The organism is Pseudomonas sp. XWY-1, from assembly GCF_002953115.1.
GTDB lineage: Bacteria > Pseudomonadota > Gammaproteobacteria > Pseudomonadales > Pseudomonadaceae > Aquipseudomonas > Aquipseudomonas alloputida.
The window spans coordinates 874,241-897,104 of record NZ_CP026332.1; the positions used below are offsets into that span (position 1 = coordinate 874,241).

The 22,864-nt window shown below is 66.6% G+C and carries 1 protein-coding gene; it reads right to left on the minus strand.

All coding sequences use genetic code 11. The features are described 5' to 3' along the window. Positions 1-22,803 carry a BapA/Bap/LapF family large adhesin gene (locus PRJ_RS04240; protein ID WP_158682543.1) on the minus strand — a complete coding sequence of 7,601 codons (22,803 nt, stop codon included), beginning with the start codon at positions 22,801-22,803 and terminating at the stop codon, positions 1-3. Positions 22,804-22,864: the final 61 nt, after the last annotated feature.

The window sequence follows — 22,864 nt, forward strand, 5'->3', positions numbered from 1 at the left end:
TCAAACCACATGGATACCGTTTTGTACCCACAGGTGATGGCTTGGATCCTCCTGGGCCGTGTACTGGTTATAGTCGATGCCGTCGGCAGTTTGGTTCCCGACCAGCGTCCAGTTGTCCGTCATGTGAACCGAGTCTTTGTCGTCCCCCTTGATGATCAGTGTGTCGGTAGCGGTTTCGGTGATGGCCACCACATCCGCCAGGTTGAGGGTGAGCGCCACCGAACTGGTGTCGTTGAGGTCGAGGATTTCGATGTCGTGTACGCGCCCGGCCAGGTTGCCCAGGTCGATGCTGGCATCACCGCCGCCCCACAGCAGGGTGTCGGTTCCCGAGCCACCGTCGACGCTGGCGAAGTTCTGGTCGACCACCACCAGCGTGTCGTCACCCGCACCACCCTGCAGGGTGATGTGGCCACCCTGGCTGCCATCGAGGTGGTCGTTGCCGTCGTTGCCGGCGATCACATCGGTGGCCGCTGCCAGGCTGGCGAGTGCCTCTGATTCGTCGCCGGTATCGGCCAGCAGCGATGTGGTCGCGGTGAGGCCGGCAGCATCGTCCACGTTGATGGTCAGGGTTGCGGTGTCGGTGGTGCCGTTCGGGTGGCTTAGCTCGTAGGTGAAGGTGTCTTGCTGGCCGACCACCGCCGAGGTGAGCCCCGCGTTGAGGGTGTAGGTGTAGCTGCCGTCGGCATGCACCAGCAACGTGCCGTAGGTGCCGGCCACGCTCACCCCGTTGTAGCCTGGGATGGTGTAGGTGTTGGCCGCTGTCAGCACGCTCAGCACGGTCAAGGCCGAACCGATGTTGTCGTCAGTCAGCAGGTTGCCGGTGGCGGCTGTCGCGCCACTGACCACGAACTCGGTCAGGTACGTTGTGGTGGTGTTCAGGCTGGTGGTAATGGAACTGAGCAAGCCAATGCCGCCGGCGGTGACACGCACGTGGTAGGTACCGGCGCCCTGGTTCTCGAAGGTATACCCGGCGCCCCCCCCCAGCACGCTGACCAGCGAACCACCCGGTACCGACTGCACCAGAACGTACTGGCCGGTGGCTGGGTTGAGCTTGAGCAGCTCGATGGTGGTGCCGTTGAGCAGGCTCAACAGGTTGGCGGAGTTGACCACCACCTGCAGGTCGGCCGTGGTGTCGGCGGCAACCGTGGTGGTGTAGGTGGCCTGACGGGTACCAATCAGTGGCAGGTTCAGCGAGCCCAGCGTACTGCTGCTGGTGTCCACGCGGTTGTCCAGGGTGACTTGGCTGCTACCAACGTCGTTGACTGCGTCGACCACCGTGGCCGGTGCACCGTAGTTGCTGTCGCTCCAGATTTCCGTGGCTTGCGGGCTGTCGATGCGCACGTACAGGTTGGCGGTATCGGACAGGCCGTTCGGGTGCACCAACTGGTAGCTGAACACATCCACCTTGCCCACACTGTTCGGGCTGCCGTTGGGCGTGTAGGTATAGCTGCCGTCCGCACTGATCACCAGGGTGCCGTACTGGCCCTGAACCGTCGTGGCGGTCCCGGCCGAGACGTAGCTGCCGTCTTTCAGCACTTGCAACACGGCGGCGCTGTCCGGGCCACGGGCATCCACCGCGCCATCGGTGCCCACGTCGGTAATGACGTTGCCGGAGGTGGCAATGCCGGTGCCGGTGAATTGGGTCAGGCTGGTGGAGACGATGTCCAGCGTGGTGCTCACTTCGGTGATCAGGCCGATGCCGCCACTGCCCACGGTCAGTCGGTAATCACCGGCTTGCAGCACGCCGATGTCCACCTGCAAGCCGATTGGCAGCACGATCAGGTCGAGCAGGCCCTGGGTGTTGCCGGTGGCGATGGTCACCCAGGCGCCGCTGGCGTCTTTCACCTGCAGGGTGAAGCTGGTGTTGTTGAGCAGTGCCAGCACGCTGTTGGTGGTCAGTGTGAGAGTAGGGTCGGCCGTGGTGCCTGCTGCCACCGTCCAGGTGTAGGTCTTGGAGAAGCCCGACAGCAGCGTGGTGAAGCTGTCGGTGTAGGTCTTCGTGGCGCTGACTGCTGCCAGGTTGACCGTGGCCGTGGCCAGGTTGTCGCTGGCGATGACCGGCGCGTTGGCATCCACATCCGGTGCAGTGATGTTGGCGTTGCCCGACACGTTGCCGCGCGGGTCGCTGAGGGTCACCGAAAGGATCTGGCCGTTGTCCTGAGGCGGGCTCAGGGTCACGGTGAAGGTGCCGTCCGCCTGCACCGTCGCGGTCTGCAGCACGGTCCCGCCGGCGCTGCGTACGGTTACGGTGGCACCCACTTCGCCCGTACCGGTGAGGGTACTGCCGTCGGCACTGAACAGCAGGTTGCCGGCAGCCGCAGGCGGGGTCAGGTCCGGTGCGGTCAGCGCAGTGCCTGTGGACACGTTACCGGCGCTGTCGGTGAGGGTGACGCTGAGCGCCTGGTTGTCGATCTGCGCCGCAGTCAGGCTGACCACGAACAGGCCGTTGCTACCCACCGTTGCGGTGCCCAGTACGGTACCGGCGCTGTTGCGCACGGTGACCGTGCTGCCGATCTGGCCAGAACCACTGACCGAGGTGCCGTTGGCGTTGATGGTGGCCAGCGGGGCGGCTGGCGGGGTGGTGTCCGGCGCAGTCAGGCTGGTGCTGGCGGACAGGTTGCCGGCAGCATCGGCCTGGCGTACCACCAGCAGTTGCCCGTCGTTCTGTGGCGAGGTCAGGGTAATGCTGAAGGTGCCGTTGGCCTGCACCACTCCGGTACCGACCTGGCCGTTCGGGCCCTGGACGGTAACGGTAGCGCCCGCTTCACCGCTACCGGTAAGCACGGTGCCCGCGCCATCGATGGCGACGTTGGTGGGGGCTGCAGGTGGCTGCAGGTCTGCGGCAGTGTAGCTCGTGCTGCCGGACACATTGCCTGCAGCGTCAGCCTGGCTCACGCCCAGGACCTGGCCGTTGAGCTGCGCGGCGTTCAGGTTGACGGTGAACACGCCACCGCCATTCACCACCGCCGTGCCGAGCACATTGTCGCTGGCATCACGCACTGTCACCGTCGCACCGGCTTCACCCGTGCCGCTCAGCACCAGGCCATTGACAGAGAGGCTGGTCACCACCGGGTTGGCCGGTGGCGTGATGTCAGCCGCTTGCAGGAAGGTCGGCTGTGATTCGCCGCCGACCAGTGCCACCGCTGTCACCGAAATGTGCTCGCCGTTGAGCTGGGCTGCGTCCAGTGTCAGAGTGAAGGTGCCGCTCAGGTTTGCGCTGCCTGTACCGATCAGGTTGCCTGCGGCATCGTACACGCGAATGTCCACACCGCTTGGTGCACTGCCTGTCAGGGTCAGGCCGTCGCTGCCCAAGGTCACGTCGGTTGGCGGCACGGGTGGTGCGATCAACGGTGTGAGGTAGGTCGCGACCGCAGACGTATTGATGCCGTCGGACTGTGTCACTTCCAGGGTGGCGAGCGAGCCCACCGCTGGCACCAGTGTTATCTGGAAGTTGCCAGCGCCATCCACCACGCCGGTACCGATCACGTCTCCGTCGAAGCTGACGGTGACCGTGGCATTGGCTTCGCCCTTGCCGGTCAGCACGTTGAAGGTGTTGTTGATCGCCAGGTTGGTCACCAGGTCGGGTGGCGAGGTGTCGTTGGTCTGGTAAGGGACAGCCACCGAAGCGTTACCGGCATCATCGGTGGACACCACCGTCAGCAACTGGCCGTTGTTCTGTGCCGGGCTGATCGGCACAGTGAACTGGCCGTTCGCATCCACTTCCACTGTGCCCACGATGCTGTTGTCCGGGCCGCGTACCGTGATGGTGCTGCCGGCTTCGGCCGTACCCGTCATCGACGTACCGGCTGCGTTGAGCAGCAGGTCGGTCGGCTGCACCGGTGGCGTCAGGTCTGGCGCAGTCACCGCCAGCGGTACCGACGGGTTGCCAGTGGCGTCCTGGGCGATGATGGTGAGCGTTTCGCCGTTGATTTGCGGGAGGTTCAGGTCAAGGACGAAGGTGCCGTCCGGTTCCACCGTTACCTGGCCCAGCAGGTCGCCGTTGTTGTTGACCACAGTGACGCGGGTGCCGGCTTCGGCAGTACCGGTCACCTGGGTACCGCTGTCGTTGATGCTGGCGATCACGGTGGCCGGTGGTGTGGTGTCCACGGCCGTGACCGAACTGATTGGCGAGATGTTGCCGGTTGCATCGGTCAGGGTGACCTGCAGCACCTGGCCATCGAGCTGTGCTGCATCCAGCCCTACGATGAAGGTCCCGTCGGCGCCCACTGTGCCGGTACCGACCTGCGTGGTGCCGACGTACACGCGCACGGTGGCGCCCACTTCGCCGATACCGCTCAGCTCGTCACCTGCCGCATTGAGCCGCAGCTCTGTTGCAGCAGCTGGCGGCGTGAGGTCCGGCGCCTGGACGTTGACCGGCAGGCTGACGTTGCCGGGTGGGTCGGCCTGCAGCACCGACAGTGTCTGGCTGTTGATTTGTGCAGGTGACAGCTCGACGCTGAAGCTGCCATCAGCAAGCACGATACCCGTGCCCAGTACGGTACCGGCTGCATTACTGACGATTACTGTGGCGCCGGCCTCGCCCAGGCCGCTGACCACACTGCCGTCGGCGTTGATCACCACCAGGGTGAGCGGGTCGGGTGGAGTGAAGTCCGGGGTTTGCAGAGTTGCCACTGCCGACACGTTGCCGGCCGCATCGGCCTGGGTGAAGCTGAGTAGCTCGGCGTTGCCCAACGCCGGGTTCAGCGTGATGGTGAAGTGGCCACTGGCATCGACCGTGGCGCTGCCGATTTCCTCGCCTGCCGGGTTGGTCACGGTCACCAGCGCGCCCACTTCGCCGCGGCCGGTGAGGGTGACACCATCACCGGAAACGGCCAGTTCGCCGGGTGCCGATGGCGGTGTGGTATCGGGTGCGGTGATGGCGCTGGCGGCAGACTGGTTGCCAGCCGCATCGGCCAGTACCACTTGCACCTGTTGGCCGTTGGCCTGCGGCGATGCGAGGTTGACCTGGAAGGTACCGTCGGCGCGCACCGTTGCACTGCCCAGCACCGAACCATCGGCGGCGAGCACACGCACGGCGGCACCCGCTTCGCCGGTACCGTTCAGCAAGCTGCCACCCCCGGCGAAGGCCAGGTTGCCGGCAGCATCCGGCGCGACGCGGTCAGGGGCTGTCAGGCTGACGCTGTTGGACTCGTTGCCGGCCACATCGGACTGGCTGGCGCTGAGCTGTTCGCCGTTGATTTGAGCGACGCTCAGGTCGACGTTGAAGTCGCCATTGGCATCGACCACGGCAGTGCCCAGTTCGATACCGCCTTCGCCAAGCACGGTAACGGTGGCACCTGCTTCACCGCGGCCACTGAGTACCAGGCCGTCGTTGGACAACACCAGGTTGGTCAGTGGTTGCGGTGCCGTGGTGTCCGGTGCCTGTAGGGTAGCGGGCAGCGATACGGTGCCATCGGGGCCTGTTGCGCTGACCTGCAACACTTCGCCATTGGCCTGTGCACTGCCGAGATTGACAGTGAACGTGCCGTCGTTGGTGACCGGGCTGCTGCCCAGCAATACGCCGTTGGGGCCGTACACCTTGATTGTGCTGCCCGCCTCGGCGGTGCCGCTCACCGACAGGCCGTCGGCGGCCAGTATCAGGTTGTCCGGCGTGGCCGGTGCCAGCGCGCCCGGCGCCGTCACGTTTTGCGCAGGGGAGACATTCTGTGCGGCATCGGCCTGGACCACGCTCAGGCTTTCACCCGTGATCGCTGCCGGTGACAGGGACACGCTGAAGTGACCGTCGGCGGCCACTGTAGCGTTGCCCAGCACGGTACCGTCCGGTGCTCGTACGGTCACGGTTGCGCCTGCTTCGCCATCGCCTGTCAGGGTGGCGCCATTGGCGGAGACAGCCAGGTTGGCCACGGCGGCCGGCGGCGTGGTGTCGGCTGCGGTGTAAGGTGCGGCCGGCGACACGTTGCCGGCTGCGTCGGTGGCGGTCACCTGCAGCGCCTGGCCATTGGTCTGGGCACTGTTCAGGGTGACCTGGAAGGTGCCGTTGCCACCGGCTACCGCTGTGCCCAGCACGTTGCCGCTGGCATCGCGCACGGTCACGGTGCTGCCGGCTTCGGCGTTACCGGTCAGTTGCAGCCCGGTACCGGACAGCGCGAGTGCTGTCGGTGCCGTAGGCGGGGTGAAGTCCGGCGCGGTGACCGCCACGGCGTTGGAGGTGTTGTTGCCCGCGTCGGTCTGCGTAACGCTCAGGAGCTGGGCGTTGAGCTGGGCGCTGTTCAGGGTGAGGGTAAAGCTGCCATTGGCCGCCACCAGGCCGGTGCCGATGATGGTCCCGTCCGGGCCGTGAACGGTGACCGTGGCACCGGCTTCGCCCAGGCCGGTCAGGGTCAGGCCGTTGTTGTTCAGCACCACGTTGGTCAGCGGTGCGGGTGGGGTCAGGTCCGGGGTTGTCACGTTGATCGCCGGCGAGGTATTGCTGGCGGCATCCATTTGCGTCACGCCGATGACCTGGCCGTTGGCTTGCGGCGTGTCGAAGGTCACCGTGAAGCGACCGTCGACGCCCACCGTGGCGGTGCCGAGCAAGGCACCGGCGGCGTTGCGTACCTGTACCGTGGCGCCCACTTCACCGCTGCCGGAAAGCTGCCGGCCGTCCTGGCTCAACACCGGGTTACTGATGGCCGCTGGCGGCGTGTGGTCTGGCGTGGCCAGGCTGGCCGGGGCAGACACATTGCCAACGGTATCACTGAGGGTGACCTGTAGCGGGCTACCGGTGACCTGCGCGCTGGGCAGGGTGATCTGGAACTGGCCGCTCTGGTTGACGGTGCCAGTGGCCAGGATGGCGCCGCTGGCGTCGCGCACGGTGACGCTGGCGCCGGCTTCGCCCTGGCCGCTGAGCACGGTGGCTGCGCTGTTGAGGCTGAGGTTGCTGGCCGCCAGCGGTGCCTGAAGGTCGGGCGCTTGCAGGGTGGCCGCGAGCGAAACATTGCCTGCAGCATCAGCCTGGGTGACGATCAGGTTTTGCCCATTGGCCACGGCCGGCGAGAAGCTGACGCTGAACAGGCCATTGCTGTCGACGGTTGCAGTCCCCAGCAAGGTGCCTTGTACGTCTGTCACGCGCACGGTTGCACCCACCTCGCCTTGGCCGGTCAGCGTACTGCCGGTGGCGTTGAGGTTTACCTGTGTCGGCGCGTCCGGTGCCGTGGAGTCATTGGCCACGATAATGGCCGGCACCGAAGGCTGGCCGTCGACGGTAGCCTTGGCACTGACCTGCAAGATCTGGGCGTTGAGCTGGGCGTTCTGGAAGAACACACGGAAGGTGCCGTCGCTGCCGACCGTGGCGCTACCCAGCGTGGTGCCACCGGAGGTCACGGTAATCAGCGAGCCGACCGTACCTTGGCCAGTCAGCAGGAAACCGTCGACGCTGATGGCAAGGGCCGAAGGCGTGGCCACTTCGGTACCGGTCGGGCCAGTCAGTGGTATTTCAGGAGATTCGTTGCCGGCAGGGTCGATCACCACCACATCGACGGTTTCGCCTGATCCCAGCGGTGGGTCGACAGGTATCACGAAGGTGCCGTCCGGCCCTGCAGTTACAGTGCCGCGCACGGTGTCATCCGGGTTGCGGACTTCCACTGTGCTGCCAGGCTCGGCTGTGCCGCCGACCGAGCTGCCGTCCGGGCTTACGGTAAGCCCGGTCGCCGGTTCTGGGTTGGTCGTGTCCGGAGCGGTGACAGAGACCGGCGCCGAGTCGTTGCCGGCTGCGTCGGTCACTACCACGGTTACGGTCTGGCCGTTGTTCTGCGGTGTATCCAGCGGCACGCTGAAACTGCCATCCGGGTTGACCGCAACGGTGATCACATTGCCGGCCCCATCGCTCACGGTCACTGAACTGGCGCCAGGTGCATTACCGGTCACAGCCGTGCCATCGCCGTTGACTGCAACGTCGGTAGGCAGCGCTGGTGGCGTGATGTCAGGCGCAAGGATCTGGCTGGGCTGCGAAATATTGCCGGCCGCATCGGTCAGCGTTACATCCAGGGCCTGGCCGTCCAACTGGGCGGGCGATAGTGGGACTGTGAAGCTGCCGCCTGCGGGCACAACGACCGTGCCAACCAACGTGCCGTCGGCAAGCTTCACTTCCACCGTGGAGCCAGCTTCACCGGTACCCTGGATGGCACTGCCGCCCGGGGTGATCGTGAGGCCGGCAGGCGCAGCTGGCGCGGTGCTGTCGTCAGCGGTGAACGTGGCCGACGGCGAGGCATTGCCGCCGCCATCGATCAGCACCACCGACAGCACTTCGCCGTTGGTCTGGGCCGTGGAGAGTGCCACTTCGAACGTCCCGTCAGCATTCACCGGGATGGTGCCTAGCAGGTTGCCCGCAGCATCGCGTACCTCTACGGTGCTGCCTGCCTCGCCCTGCCCGCTGAGCAGTGTGCCAGTAGGATCAAGGCCCAGCCCTTGCGCCGGCAGCGGTGCCTCGAAGTCAGGTGCGATCACAGTGCCAGCGGGCGAGCCGTTGCCGCTATTGTCCGCCTGAGTGACAGACAGCGTCTGGCCATTGAGCTGTGGCGGGTCGATGGCCACCTGGAAGGTGCCATCGGGCTGGACCGTTGCGGTGCCCAGTACTGTGCCGCCAGTGCCGGTCACGGTCACCTGCGCACCCGGCTCACCGCTGCCGCTCAGGCTGCTGCCGTCGCCGGCCAGGACCAGCCCGGTGGGGCTATCGGGTGCCTGGGTATCCGGTGCCGACAAATCGACCGCCGCCGACAGGTTGCCGGCCGCGTCGCGTTGCTCCACGGTCAGTGCCTGGCCGTTGGTTTGCGGCTCGTCGAGGGTAATTTCGAAAGCGCCACCCGCGCCGACCACCGTGCTGCCCAGCACGCTGCCATCCGGCCCGCGCACGGTCACGGTGGCGCCCGGTTCGCCGTTGCCGGTGATCGTGGTGCCGGTGCCGTCGATGGCTGGGTTGGTGACCACTTGCGGCGGGGTAGAGTCGGGGGCGGTGAAGTCCACCGGCCCTGCGCTATTGCCCAGGTTGTCGGTCGCTTCGACGGTCAGGCTTTCGCCATTGCGCTGTGGCGCGACGAGGGTGACGTCGAAACGGCCGTCGCCGCCCACGGTGGCAGTGCCCAGCACATTGCCGTCGGCGTCACGCACGGTGACGATGGAGCCGCTTTGACCCTGGCCGGTAAGGTGGATGCCAGCGGTATCGATGGCCAGCCCGGAGGGTTGCAGCGGGCCGTCGGTATCGGGCGCGACGAGGGTGGCGGTCGAGGTGTTGCCAGCGGGGTCGCGCAGGACCACGTCCAGTTCCTGGCCGTCGGTCTGCGCTGGGTTCAGGACCACGCTGATCACACCGTCGGCACCGACCTGGGCGTTGCCCAGCACAGTCCCGTCGGCGCTGATGACCTGCACGGTGGTGCCCGGTTCGCCGCGACCAGTGAGCAGGCTGCCATCGGCACTCAGTTGCAGTTCGCTGGCTTCATTGGGCGGGGTGATATCGGGGGCGGTGATCTGGGTAGGCAGCGAACTGTTGCCAGCGCCGTCAACCGCCACGACATCCAGGGTCTCGCCGTTGGCCTGGGCCGGGGTCAGGCCGACGGTGAAGCTGCCATCCGGACCGGCCTGGGCGCTGCCCAGGACATTGCCCTGCGCGTCACGCACTTCCACCTGCGTATCTGCCGGTGCGGTACCGGAAACGCTGGATCCGTCACCGGCCACCACCACGCCGCTCGGGCTTTCGGGCAGCGGTGTATCGGCAACGGTCACGCTGACCCCTGCCGAGGTATTGCCGGCGGCATCGGTCTGCACCAGCACGAGGTTCTCACCTGCGGCCAGCGGTGCCTCCAGGTCAATCACGAAGGTGCCATTTGGCGCCACGGTGCCAGTACCGATGACTGCGCCCTGGGCATCACGCACTTCCACTGTGGCACCGGGCTCGCCACGGCCAGACACGGCCAGGCTGCCATCGCTTGCCACCACGTCGGCGACGATCGCTGGCGCGGTGATGTCCGGGGCCACGTAGCTCAGCGGCACCGAAGTGTTGCCTGCCGCATCGGTCACGATGATGGACAGGGTCTCGCCATTGGCCTGTGGCGGGTCGAGGGTCAGGCTGAAACTGCCATCCGGCTCGGCAATGGCGCTGCCGATCAGGTTGCCTGAGGCATCTTTGACCTCTACTCGTGCGCCCCCTTCTGCAGTACCGGCCAGGCTGTCGCCATTGCTCAGCACCAGGTCGGTTGGTTGCAGCGGTGCTACCTGGTCGGGCGCCGTCAGCGGGCTAGGTGTAGAGACGTTGCCGGCGGCGTCGGTCAGGGTCACTTGCAGGGACGAGCCATCCACCACCGGGGTTGGCAGTTGCACATTGAAGCTGCCATCGGGCTGAACGGTGCCGCTCACCAGCACTTGCCCCTGATCGTTGCGCACCTCCACGGTGGCGCCCGCTTCGCCGCGCCCGGAGACTGTGCGGCCATCGTTACTGATGGCCAGCTCGGTAGCGGGTTCCGGCGGTGTGGTGTCGCCGCCGTTGTCCACGATCGGTGCGGTGACGCTGCCGGCCGTGGAGGCGTTGCCTGCGACATCGGTGGCCGTCACCTGCAACTGCTCGCCTGCCACTTGTGGCGGGGTGAGGCCGATGCTGAAGGCGCCGCTGGCCCCCACCACGACACTGCCCAGTACAGTGGTGCCATCGGCGGCCAGCACACGGACGGTGCTGCCTGCTTCGGCGCGGCCGCTGACAACGGTACCGTCGCCACTGATTGCCAGATCGCTTGGCGCCGCAGGCGCGGTGATGTCTGGTGCGGCGACCTGCACCGGCAACGACGAGGTGCCGTTGTTGTCGATCGCCACCACGTCCAGCAACTCGCCATTGGCCTGGGCCGGTGTAAGCACCACGGTGAAGGTGCCCTCGGCACCCACCACGATGCTACCGACCAGCGTGCCGTTGGCATCATGCACTTCCACGCGGCTACCAGCAGGAGCAGAACCGCTGATGCTGCTGCCATCGGCAGCGACGACCAGTTCGCTCGGGCTGGTTGGGGTGACCACCAGTGGCACGTCGTAGGTCAGCGCTTCAGAGGCGTTGCCGCTCGGGTCGGTCTGTACCAGGCTCAGGCGTTCACCCGGCAGTGCAGCCGGATCAAGGTCGATCAGGAAAGTACCGTTCGCGGTCACTGTGCCGGTACCGATCAGCGTGCCATTGGCATCGCGCACCTCGACGGTAGCACCGGCTTCGCCGCGACCGCCCAAGGTCAGGCCGTCGGCGCCGACGACGATGTTGCTGACTACGGCAGGCGCGGTGATGTCCGGAGCCTCGAACTGCAGGGGTGAAGAGACATTGCCGGCAGCATCGATCAGACGGATGTCGAGGATCTCGCCATTGGCCTGGGCCGGCGACAGGGTGATGCTGAAACTGCCGGTTTCAGGGACCAGGCCAGTGCCGAGCAAGTTGCCCAAGGCATCGCGTACCTGCACGGTCGCACCCGGTTCGCCGTTGCCACTCAGGGTCACGCCGTCGGCCAAGGCCACGCCGGTCGGTTGAGCCGGGGCCTGCAAGTCCGGGGTAACCACCGACGCCGGGGCCGAAGCATTGCCGCTGGCATCGGTCAGCACCACTTGCAGGTTGCTGCCATCTTTCACCGGTGGATCGAGGGTGATCTGGAAGGTGCCGTCCGGGTTGACCGAGCCGCTGGCCAGTACATTGCCCTGGGCATCGCGCACCTGCACGCTGGCCCCGGCTTCGCCGCGGCCATTGAGCTGGGCGCCGGCCAGGCCGACTACCAGGTTGGTCGCGGCATCCGGTGGTGTGGTGTCGCCGCCGTCGATGTCCGGCGCGGTGATGTCGCCGGCCGTGGAGGTGTTGCCGGCGGCGTCAGTGGCGGTGACTTGCAGTACCTCGCCGTTTACCTGTGGCGGGTCGAGGGTGATGCTGAAGCTGCCAGTGGCGTCGACCACCCCACTACCCAGCACGGTGGTGCCATCGGCGGCCACCACCCGCACGGTGCTGCCCACTTCGGCGCGGCCGGTGACCTCGCTGCCGTTGGCACTGATCGCCAGCTCGCCCGGGGTGACCGGTGGGGTGATATCCGGTGCGGTGACCTGCACGGGTAACGATGTAGCACCGCTGCCGTCGATGGCCACCACGTCCAGCAGTTCGCCGTTGGCCTGGGCCGGGTTGAGGATGACGGTGAAGGTGCCATCGGCACCTACCACCACACTGCCGACCAGTGAGCCGTTGGCGTCGTGTACTTCCACGCGGCTGCCCGCCGGGGCTGTACCGCTGATGCTGACACCGTTCTCAGCCACCACCAGGTCGCTGGGGCTGGCGGGCGCGGTGGTTACCGGAACTTCATATTGCAGGACCTCGGAGGCGTTGCCGCTCGCATCGGTTTGCACCAGGCTCAACTGAGCACCCGGCTGGGCAGCCGGGTCCAGGTCGACCACGAAGGTGCCGTTGGCGCTGACGGTGCCGGTACCGATGACAGTGCCGTTGGCATCACGTACTTGTACGGTAGTACCCGCTTCGCCCCGGCCACTGAGCACCAGGCCATCGGCGCCGACCACGATGTTGCTGACAGTAGCTGGCGGCGTGGTGTCCGGTGCAGTGAACGCCAGCGGCGTCGAACTGTTGCCGGCGGCGTCTACCACGCGAATGTCCAGGGCCTCACCATTGGCCTGGGCGGGGAACAGCGTGACGCTGAAGGTGCCGTCTTCGTTGACCAGGCCTGTGCCGATCAGGCTGCCGGTGGCATTGCGCACCTGTACGGTGGCACCGGGCTCGCCGCGGCCGGTGAAGGTCACACCATCGACCAAGGCCAGCTCGGTTGGCTGCGCGGGGGCCAGCAGGTCTGGCGCGGCGACCGAACCGGGTTGCGAGACATTGCCGGCAGCGTCGGTCAGGGTCACTTGCAGAGTACTGCCATCGGTGATGGCCGGGTTCAAGGTGATGGCGAAGGTGCCATCCGGGTTGACCGTGCCCGTGGCAACTACGGTGCCTGCGCCATCGCGCACCTGAAGGCTGGCACCGGCTTCACCGCGACCGGTCAGCTGGCTGCCGGCAGCGTTGATCACCAGATTGGTCGGGGCTTCCGGTGGCGTTGTGTCGCTGCCGTCGATGTCCGGCGCGGTAAGGTTGCTGGCGGTGGAGGGGTTGCCTGCCGCATCGGTGGCCGTGACTTGAAGCACCTCGCCGTCTATCTGTGGCGGGTCGAGGGTGATGCTGAAGCTGCCGGTAGCGCCAACTACCACGCTACCCAGCACATTGGTGCCGTCGGCGGCCAGCACGCGTACGGTGCTGCCCGGTTCTGCGCGGCCGGTGACCACGCTGCCGTCGGCATTGATCACCAGTTCGGCCGGTGCGGCAGGGGCGGTGATATCCGGTGCGGTGATCTGTGCGGGCAGCGAGGAAACGCCGCCGTCATCGATGGCGACCACGTCCAGCAGTTCGCCGTTGGCCTGGGGCGGGTCGAGGATGACGGTGAAGCTGGCGTCGGGGCCCGCCACCACAGTGCCAATCAACGTGCCGTTGGCATCATGCACTTCCACACGGCTGCCGGCCGGCGCGGTACCGGTAAGGGTAGTGCCATCAGCATCGATGGCCAGATTGCTCGGGCTGTCGGGCGCGGAGGTCAGTGGGACGTCGTACTCGGTAGCCACGGAAGCATTGCCGCTTGGATCGGTCTGCACCAGGCCCAACTGCTCGCCCGGCTGCGCCGCCGGATCAAGATCGATCAGGAAGGTGCCATTGGCTCCCACCACACCCGTGCCGATCACGGTGCCATTGGCATCGCGCACTTCGACAGTGGCGCCGGGTTCGCCGCGACCGCTCAGCGCCAGGCCGTCAGCACCGACGGCAATATTGGTTACTGCTTCAGGTGGGGTGATATCCGGCGCATCGAATTGCAGCGGCGCAGAGGTGTTGCCGTCAGCATCCACCAAGCGTACGTCGAGTGCTTCGCCGTTGGCCTGGGCAGGCGACAGGGTGAGGCTGAACAGACCGTCGGCACCGACGACACCAGTACCGATGACAGCGCCGCCGGCATCGCGAACCTGCACGGTAGCACCGGGCTCGCCGCGACCGGTGAAGGTGACGCCATCGGCCAGGGCCAGGTCAGTTGGTTGTGCGGGCGGCACCAAGTCGGCCGAGGCGACCGAGCCCGGTTGGGATACGTTGCCGGCGGCATCGGTGAGGGTGACCTGCAAGGTGCTGCCGTCGTTCACGGCAGGGTCCAGGGCGATGGCGAAGGTGCCATCCGCGGCGACGGTGCCGGTCGCAAGGATGTTGCCGGCCGCGTCACGCACCTGCACGGTAGAGCCGGCTTCGCCTCGACCACTGAGTTGGCTACCGGTAAGGCCGATCACCAGATTGGTCGGGGCTTCAGGCGGGGTGGTGTCGCCGCCATCGATGTCTGGGGCGGTGACGGAGCTGGCAACGGAAGTATTGCCAGCGGCATCGGTCGCGGTGGCCTGTAGCACTTCGCCGTCAACCTGTGGCGGGTTGAGGTTGAGGCTGAACACGCCGGTCGGGCCGACCACGGCAGTGCCCAGTTCGGTGCCGTCGGCAGCCACGATGCGCACGGTGCTGCCCGGTTCGGCACGGCCGGTGATAACGCTGCCGTCCGCGCTCACGGCCAGTTCGGTCGGTGCGGCAGGGGCAGTGATGTCGGGCGCGGTGATCTGTGCGGGCAGCGAGGAAACGCCGCCGTCATCGATGGCGACCACGTCCAGCAGTTCGCCGTTGGCCTGAGGCGGGTCGAGGGTTACGGTGAAGCTGCCGTCGGGGCCCGCCACCACAGTGGCAACCAGCGTGCCGTTGGCGTCATGCACTTCCACACGGGTTCCAGCCGGCGCGGTACCGGTAAGGGTAGTGCCATCAGCATCGATGGCCAGATCGCTCGGGCTATCGGGCGCAGTGGTCAGCGGTACGTCGTACTCAGTAGCCACCGAAGCATTGCCGCTTGGGTCGGTCTGTACCAGGCTCAACTGCTCGCCCGGCTGAGCGGCTGGGGCGAGGTCGATCAGGAAGGTGCCGTTGGCACCCACGACACCCGTGCCGATCACGGTGCCATTGGCATCGCGAACTTCGACGGTGGCGCCGGGCTCGCCGCGACCGCTCAGAGCCGTGCCACCTGGGCCGATCAGGATATCGGTGACCGCATCGGGCGGTGTGATGTCCGGCGCATCGAATTGCAGTGACGCCGAGGCGTTGCCGTCAGCATCCACCAAGCGTACGTCGAGAGCTTCGCCATTGGCCTGAGCAGGCGACAGGGTGAGGCTGAACAGGCCGTCGGCACCGACGACACCGGTGCCAATCAGGTTGCCGGCTGCGTCGCGCACCTGCACGGTAGCACCAGGCTCGCCGCGACCGGTGAAGGTGACGCCATCGGCCAGGGTCAAGTCAGTCGGTTGTGCGGGCGGCAGCAAGTCGGCCGAGGTGACCGAGCCCGGTTGCGATACGTTGCCAGCGGCGTCGGTGAGGGTGACTTGCAAGGTGCTGCCGTCGTTCACGGCAGGGTCAAGGGCGACGGTGAAGGTGCCATCTGCAGCGACGGTGCCAGTCGCAAGGATGTTGCCGGCCGCGTCACGCACCTGCACGGTAGAGCCGGCTTCGCCTCGACCACTGAGCTGGCTGCCGGCAGGGTTGATTACCAGGTTGGTCGGGGCTTCCGGTGGCGTTGTGTCGCTGCCGTCGATGTCCGGCGCGGTAAGGTTGCTGCCGGTGGAGGCGTTGCCTGCCGCATCGGTGGCCGTCACTTGCAGCACCTCGCCGTCTATCTGTGGCGGGTCGAGGGTGATGCTGAAGCTGCCGGTAGCACCAACTAGCACGCTACCTAGCACAGTGGTGCCGTCGGCGGCCAGCACGCGTACGGTGCTTCCCGGTTCGGCGCGGCCGGTGACCACGCTGCCGTCGGCATTGATCACCAGTTCGCTCGGTGGGGCAGGGGCGGTGATATCAGGTGCGGTGATCTGGGCGGGCAGCGAGGAAACGCCGCCGTCATCAATGGCGACCACGTCCAGCAGTTCGCCATTGGCCTGGGCCGGGTCGAGGGTGACGATGAAGCTGCCGTCGGGGCCCGCCACCACAGTGCCAATCAACGTGCCGTTGGCGTCATGCACTTCCACATGGGTGCCGGCCGGTGCGGTACCGCTGATGCTGCTGCCGTCTTCGGCGAACACCAGGTCGGTGGGGCTGGCAGGCGCAGTGGTGACCGGGACTTCGAATTGCACCGCCGAGGAAGCGTTGCCGCTTGGGTCGGTCTGCACCAGGCTCAACTGCTCGCCCGGCTGTGCGGCTGGGGCGAGGTGGATCAGGAAGGTGCCGTTGGCTCCCACGACACCCGTGCCGATCACGGTGCCACTGGCATCGCGCACTTCGACAGTGGCACCCGGTTCGCCGCGACCGCTCAGGGCCAGGCCGTCAACGCCAACTGTAATATTGGTTACTGCCTCAGGTGGGGTGATGTCCGGTGCATCGAATTGCAATGGGGCAGAGCTGTTACCGGCGGCATCCACCAGACGCACATCGAGTGCTTCACCATTGGCCTGGGCAGGCGACAGGGTGAGGCTGAACAGGCCATCGGCACCGACGACACCGGTGCCAATCAGGTTGGCGGCAGCATCGCGCACCTGCACGGTGGCGCCGGGCTCGCCGCGACCGGTGAAGGTGACGCCATCGGCCAAGGCCAGGTCAGTCGGTTGCTCGGGCGGCAGCAGGTCAGCCGAGGTGACCGAGCCTGGTTGGGATACGTTGCCGGCGGCGTCGGTGAGGGTGACTTGCAAGGTGCTGCCGTCGTTCACGGCAGGGTCCAGGGTGATGGTGAAGGTGCCATCTGCAGCGACGGTGCCAGTCGCGAGGATGTTGCCGGCCGCGTCACTCACCTGCACGGTAGAGCCGGCTTCGCCTCGACCACTGAGCTGGCTGCCGGTAAGGCCGATCACCAGATTGGTCGGGGCTTCAGGCGGGGTGGTGTCGCCGCCATCGATGTCTGGGGCGGTGACCGAGCTGATTGGCGATGTGTTGCCAGCGGCATCGGTCGCGGTGGCCTGTAGCACTTCGCCGTCAACTTGTGGCGGGTCGAGGGTGATGCTGAAGCTGCCGGTAGCGCCAACTACCACGCTACCCAGCACAGTGGTGCCGTCGGCGGCCAGCACGCGTACGGTGCTTCCCGGTTCGGCGCGGCCGGTGACTACGCTGCCGTCGGCATTGATCACCAGCTCGCTCGGTGCGGCAGGGGCGGTGATGTCGGGGGCGGTGATCTGTGCGGGCAGCGAGGAAACGCCGCCGTCATCGATGGCGACCACGTCCAGCAGTTCGCCGTTGGCCTGAGGCGGGTCGACGGTGACGGTGAAGCTGCCGTCGGGGCCCGCCACCACAGTGCCAATCAACGTGCCGTTGGCGTCATGTACTTCCACACGGGTGCCGGCCGGTGCGGTACCGCTGATGCTGCTGCCGTCTTCGGCGAACACCAGGTCGGTGGGGCTGGCAGGCGCAGTGGTGACCGGGACTTCGAATTGCAGTGCCGAGGAAGCGTTGCCGCTTGGGTCGGTCTGCACAAGGCTCAATTGTTCGCCCGGCTGAGCGGCCGGATTCAGGTCGATCAGGAAGGTGCCGTTGGCACCGACCACACCCGTGCCGATCACGGTGCCATTGGCATCACGCACTTCGACAGTGGCACCCGATTCGCCGCGACCGCTCAGCGCCAGGCCGTCAGCACCAACTGCAATATTGGTTACTGCTTCAGGTGGGGTGATATCCGGCGCATCGAATTGCAGCGGCGCAGAGGCGTTGCCGTCAGCATCCACCAAGCGTACGTCGAGTGCTTCGCCGTTGGCCTGGGCAGGCGACAGGGTGAGGCTGAACAGGCCGTCGGCACCGACGACACCAGTACCGATGACAGCACCGTTGGCATCGCGTACTTGCACGGTAGCGCCGGGCTCGCCGCGACCGGTGAAGGTGACGCCATCGGCCAGGGCCAGGTCAGTTGGTTGTGCGGGCGGCACCAAGTCAGCCGAGGTGACCGAACCCGGTTGGGATACGTTGCCGGCGGCGTCGGTGAGGGTGACTTGCAAGGTGCTGCCGTCGTTGACGGCAGGGTCCAGGGCGATGACGAAGGTGCCATCTGCAGCGACGGTGCCAGTCGCGAGGATGTTGCCGGCCGCGTCACTCACCTGCACGGTAGAGCCGGCTTCGCCTCGACCACTGAGCTGGCTGCCGGTAAGGCCGATCACCAGATTGGTCGGGGCTTCAGGCGGGGTGGTGTCGCCGCCATCGATGTCTGGGGCGGTGACGGAGCTGGCAACGGAAGTATTGCCAGCGGCATCGGTCGCCGTGGCCTGCAGCACTTCGCCGTCAACTTGTGGCGGGTCGAGGGTGATGCTGAAGCTGCCGGTAGCGCCAACTACCACGCTACCCAGCACAGTGGTGCCGTCGGCGGCCAGCACGCGTACGGTGCTTCCCGGTTCGGCGCGGCCGGTGACTACGCTGCCGTCGGCATTGATCACCAGCTCGCTCGGTGGGGCAGGGGCGGTGATATCAGGCGCGGTGATCTGGGCGGGCAGCGAGGAAACGCCGCCGTCATCGATGGCGACCACGTCCAGCAGTTCGCCGTTGGCCTGAGGCGGGTCGAGGGTGACGGTGAAGCTGCCGTCGGGGCCAGCCACCACAGTGGCAACCAGCGTGCCGTTGGCATCATGCACTTCCACACGGCTGCCAGCCGGCGCGGTACCGGTGAGGGTGGTGCCATCAGCATTGATGGCCAGATTGCTCGGGCTGTTGGGCGCGGAGGTCAGTGGGACGTCGTACTCGGTAGCCACGGAAGCATTGCCGCTTGGGTCGGTCTGTACCAGGCTCAACTGCTCGCCTGGCTGAGCGGCCGGGGCGAGATCGATCAGGAAGGTGCCGTTGGCACCGACCACACCCGTGCCGATCACGGTGCCACTGGCATCGCGCACTTCGACAGTGGCACCTGGCTCGCCGCGACCGCTCAGGGCTGTGCCACCTGGGCCGACCAGGATGTCGGTGACCGCATCGGGCGGTGTGATGTCCGGCGCATCGAACTGCAGCGGCGCCGAGGCGTTGCCGGCGGCATCCGCCAAGCGCACGTCGAGTGCTTCGCCGTTGGCTTGGGCAGGCGAGAGGGTGAGGCTGAACAGGCCGTCGGCACCGACGACACCAGTACCGATGACAGTACCGTCGGCATCGCGCACCTGCACGGTGGCGCCGGGCTCGCCGCGACCGGTGAAGGTGACGCCATCGGCCAAGGCCAGGTCAGTCGGTTGCGCGGGCGGCAGCAGGTCAGCCGAGGTGACCGAGCCCGGTTGCGATACGTTGCCAGCGGCGTCGGTGAGGGTGACTTGCAGGGTACTGCCGTCGTTCACGGCAGGGTCCAGGGTGATGGCGAAGGTACCATCCGGATTCACCGTGCCCGTGGCAATTACGGTGCCTGCGTCATCGCGCACCTGAACGCTGGTACCGGCTTCGCCACGACCGCTGAGCTGGCTGCCGGCAGCGCTGATCACCAGGTTGGTCGGTGCTTCAGGCGGGGTGGTGTCGCCATCGATGTCTGGGGCGGTGACCGAGCTGGTTGGCGATGTGTTGCCAGCGGCATCGGTCGCGGTGGCCTGTAGCACTTCGCCGTCAACTTGTGGCGGGTCGAGGGTGATGCTGAAGCTGCCGATAGCGCCAACTACCACGCTACCCAGCACAGTGGTGCCGTCGGCGGCCAGCACGCGTACGGTGCTGCCCGGTTCGGCACGGCCCGTGATAACGCTGCCGTCCGCGCTCACCGCCAGTTCGGTCGGTGCGGCAGGGGCGGTGACATCCGGTGCGGTGATCTGTGCGGGCAGCGAGGAAACGCCGCCGTCATCGATGGCGACCACGTCCAGCAGTTCGCCGTTGGCCTGAGGCGGGTCGAGGGTTACGGTGAAGCTGCCGTCGGGGCCCGCCACCACAGTGCCAATCAGCGTGCCGTTGGTGTCATGTACTTCCACACGGGTGCCGGCCGGCGCGGTACCGGTGAGGGTGGTGCCATCAGCATTGATGGCCAGATTGCTCGGGCTATCGGGCGCAGTGGTCAGCGGTACGTCGTACTCGGTAGCCACGGACGCATTGCCGCTTGGATCGGTCTGCACCAGGCTCAACTGCTCGCCCGGCTGCGCCGCCGGATCAAGATCAATCAGGAAAGTGCCATTGGCTCCCACAATACCCGTGCCGATCACGGTGCCACTGGCATCACGCACTTCGACAGTGGCGCCGGGTTCGCCGCGACCGCTCAGGGCCGTGCCACCAGGGCCGACCAGGATATCGGTGACCGCATCGGGCGGTGTGATGTCCGGCGCATCGAACTGCAGCGGCGCCGAGGCGTTGCCGGCGGCATCCACCAAGCGCACGTCGAGTGCTTCGCCGTTGGCTTGGGCAGGCGAGAGGGTGAGGCTGAACAGGCCGTCGGCACCGACGACACCAGTACCGATGACAGTACCGCCGGCATCGCGCACCTGCACGGTGGCGCCGGGCTCGCCGCGACCGGTGAAGGTGACGCCATCGGCCAGGGCCAGGTCAGTCGGTTGCGCGGGAGGCAGCAGGTCGGCCGAGGTGACCGAGCCCGGTTGGGATACGTTGCCGGCGGCGTCGGTGAGGGTGACTTGCAAGGTGCTGCCGTCGTTGACAGCAGGGTCCAGGGCGATGACGAAGGTGCCATCTGCAGCGACGGTGCCAGTCGCGAGGATGTTGCCGGCCGCGTCACTCACCTGCACGGTAGAGCCGGCTTCGCCTCGACCACTGAGCTGGCTGCCGGTAAGGCCGATCACCAGATTGGTCGGGGCTTCAGGCGGGGTGGTGTCGCCGCCATCGATGTCTGGGGCGGTGACCGAGCTGATTGGCGATGTGTTGCCAGCGGCATCGGTCGCGGTGGCCTGTAGCACTTCGCCGTCAACTTGTGGCGGGTCGAGGGTGATGCTGAAGCTGCCGGTAGCGCCAACTACCACGCTACCCAGCACAGTGGTGCCGTCGGCGGCCAGCACGCGTACGGTGCTTCCCGGTTCGGCACGGCCGGTGACTACGCTGCCGTCCGCGCCCACGGCCAGTTCGGTCGGTGCGGCAGGGGCGGTGATATCCGGTGCGGTGATCTGGGTAGGCAGCGAGGAAACGCCGCCATCATCAATGGCGACCACGTCCAGCAGTTCGCCATTGGCTTGTGCGGGATTCAGTTCGATGCTGAAGCTGCCATCGGCGTTGGCAATGGCACTGCCAATCAACGTGCCGTTGGCATCATGCACTTCCACACGACTGCCAGCCGGCGCGGTACCGGTGAGGGTGGTGCCATCAGCATCGATGGCCAGATTGCTCGGGCTGTTGGGCACGGAGGTCAGTGGGACGTCGTACTCGGTAGCCACGGACGCATTGCCGCTTGGATCGGTCTGCACCAGGCTCAACTGCTCGCCCGGCTGCGCCGCCGGATCAAGATCAATCAGGAAAGTGCCATTGGCTCCCACAATACCCGTGCCGATCACGGTGCCACTGGCATCACGCACTTCGACAGTGGCGCCGGGTTCACCGCGACCGCTCAGGGCCAGGCCGTCAGCGCCGACAGCAATGTTGCTCACCGCATCGGGCGGGGTAATGTCCGGCGCATCGAACTGCAATGGAGTAGAGCTGTTACCGGCGGCATCCACCAAACGCACATCGAGTGCTTCACCATTGGCCTGGGCAGGCGACAGGGTGAGGCTGAACAGGCCGTCGGCACCGACGACACCGGTGCCAATCAGGTTGCCGGCTGCGTCGCGCACCTGCACGGTAGCACCAGGCTCACCGCGACCGGTGAAGGTGACGCCTTCGGCCAGGGCCAGGTCGGTCGGTTGTTCAGGGGCTGTAGTATCAGGGGTGTCGACGTCCGGTGCCGTGATGCTGGCAACTGGCGAGCTATTGCCTGCCGCGTCTGCAGCGCTGACCTCCAGGGCCTGGCCGTCGCTTTGTGGCGGTTGCAGGGTGATGCTGAACTGGCCGTCCGCACCGGCCACCGCAGTGCCCAGCAATACGCCACCTGCGCCTCGTACGGATACCGTCGAGCCGGGCTCGGCACGACCGGTGAGGGTGTTACCCTGCTCATTGATTGCCAGGTCGGTCGGCGCCAGTGGTGCAGTTGCGTCCGGTGCAGTGACAGTGCCAGGCGCCGAGACATTGCCGGCGGCGTCGGTCAGGGTGACATCAAGGTTTTCGCTGTTGATCTGCGGCGCATTCAACGTCACGTTGAAGTTGCCGTCGGCACCCACTGTGCCGCTGCCGATCAGGTTGCCGGCGGCGTCGCGGATGTTCACCGTGGTGCCTGCTTCGCCACGGCCGGTCAGACGCAGGCCATCCGGTGAAACCAGCAGGTCGATCGGCGTGGCCGGTGCGCTGGTGTCGGGGTCGGAACCGCCGCTGCTGCCCCCGCCTCCATTGTCCGCCGCTGCTGCTGCGCCGCCCACGCCCAGCAGGCTGAGCCCGGCAATCGCCCAAGTTGGCATGGCGCTGCCTGCAGTACCGATGCCTGCGACCAGTTCGTCCAGCGAGGCCACTTCTTCGAAGGTGAAACCGGTGAACGCTGCCGCATCGTACTGGGCATGCCACAGGGTGCCGTCTTCGCCGACGAAGACCATATCGCTGCCGACCCCGGCCTGGTCCACGGCGAAGAAGTTACCGATGGTGACCTTTTCCCCCGACTTCAGGGTGACGATCAGGTCCTGCCCGCGCTGGGTGACCGTGGCCACTTTGTCTGGAGATACCGGTATCTGCATGACGCTTGGTGCTTTGAGATTGATATTGCCCCAGGCGCTCTGAGTGGCGACTTCGGATTGCTTATCGGCGACGACGATGTTGTCCATGGATGCTCCCTGCTGATATCCGGATCCCCCGACCCGAGTGTTCGGGCCACAACCGGCGTAA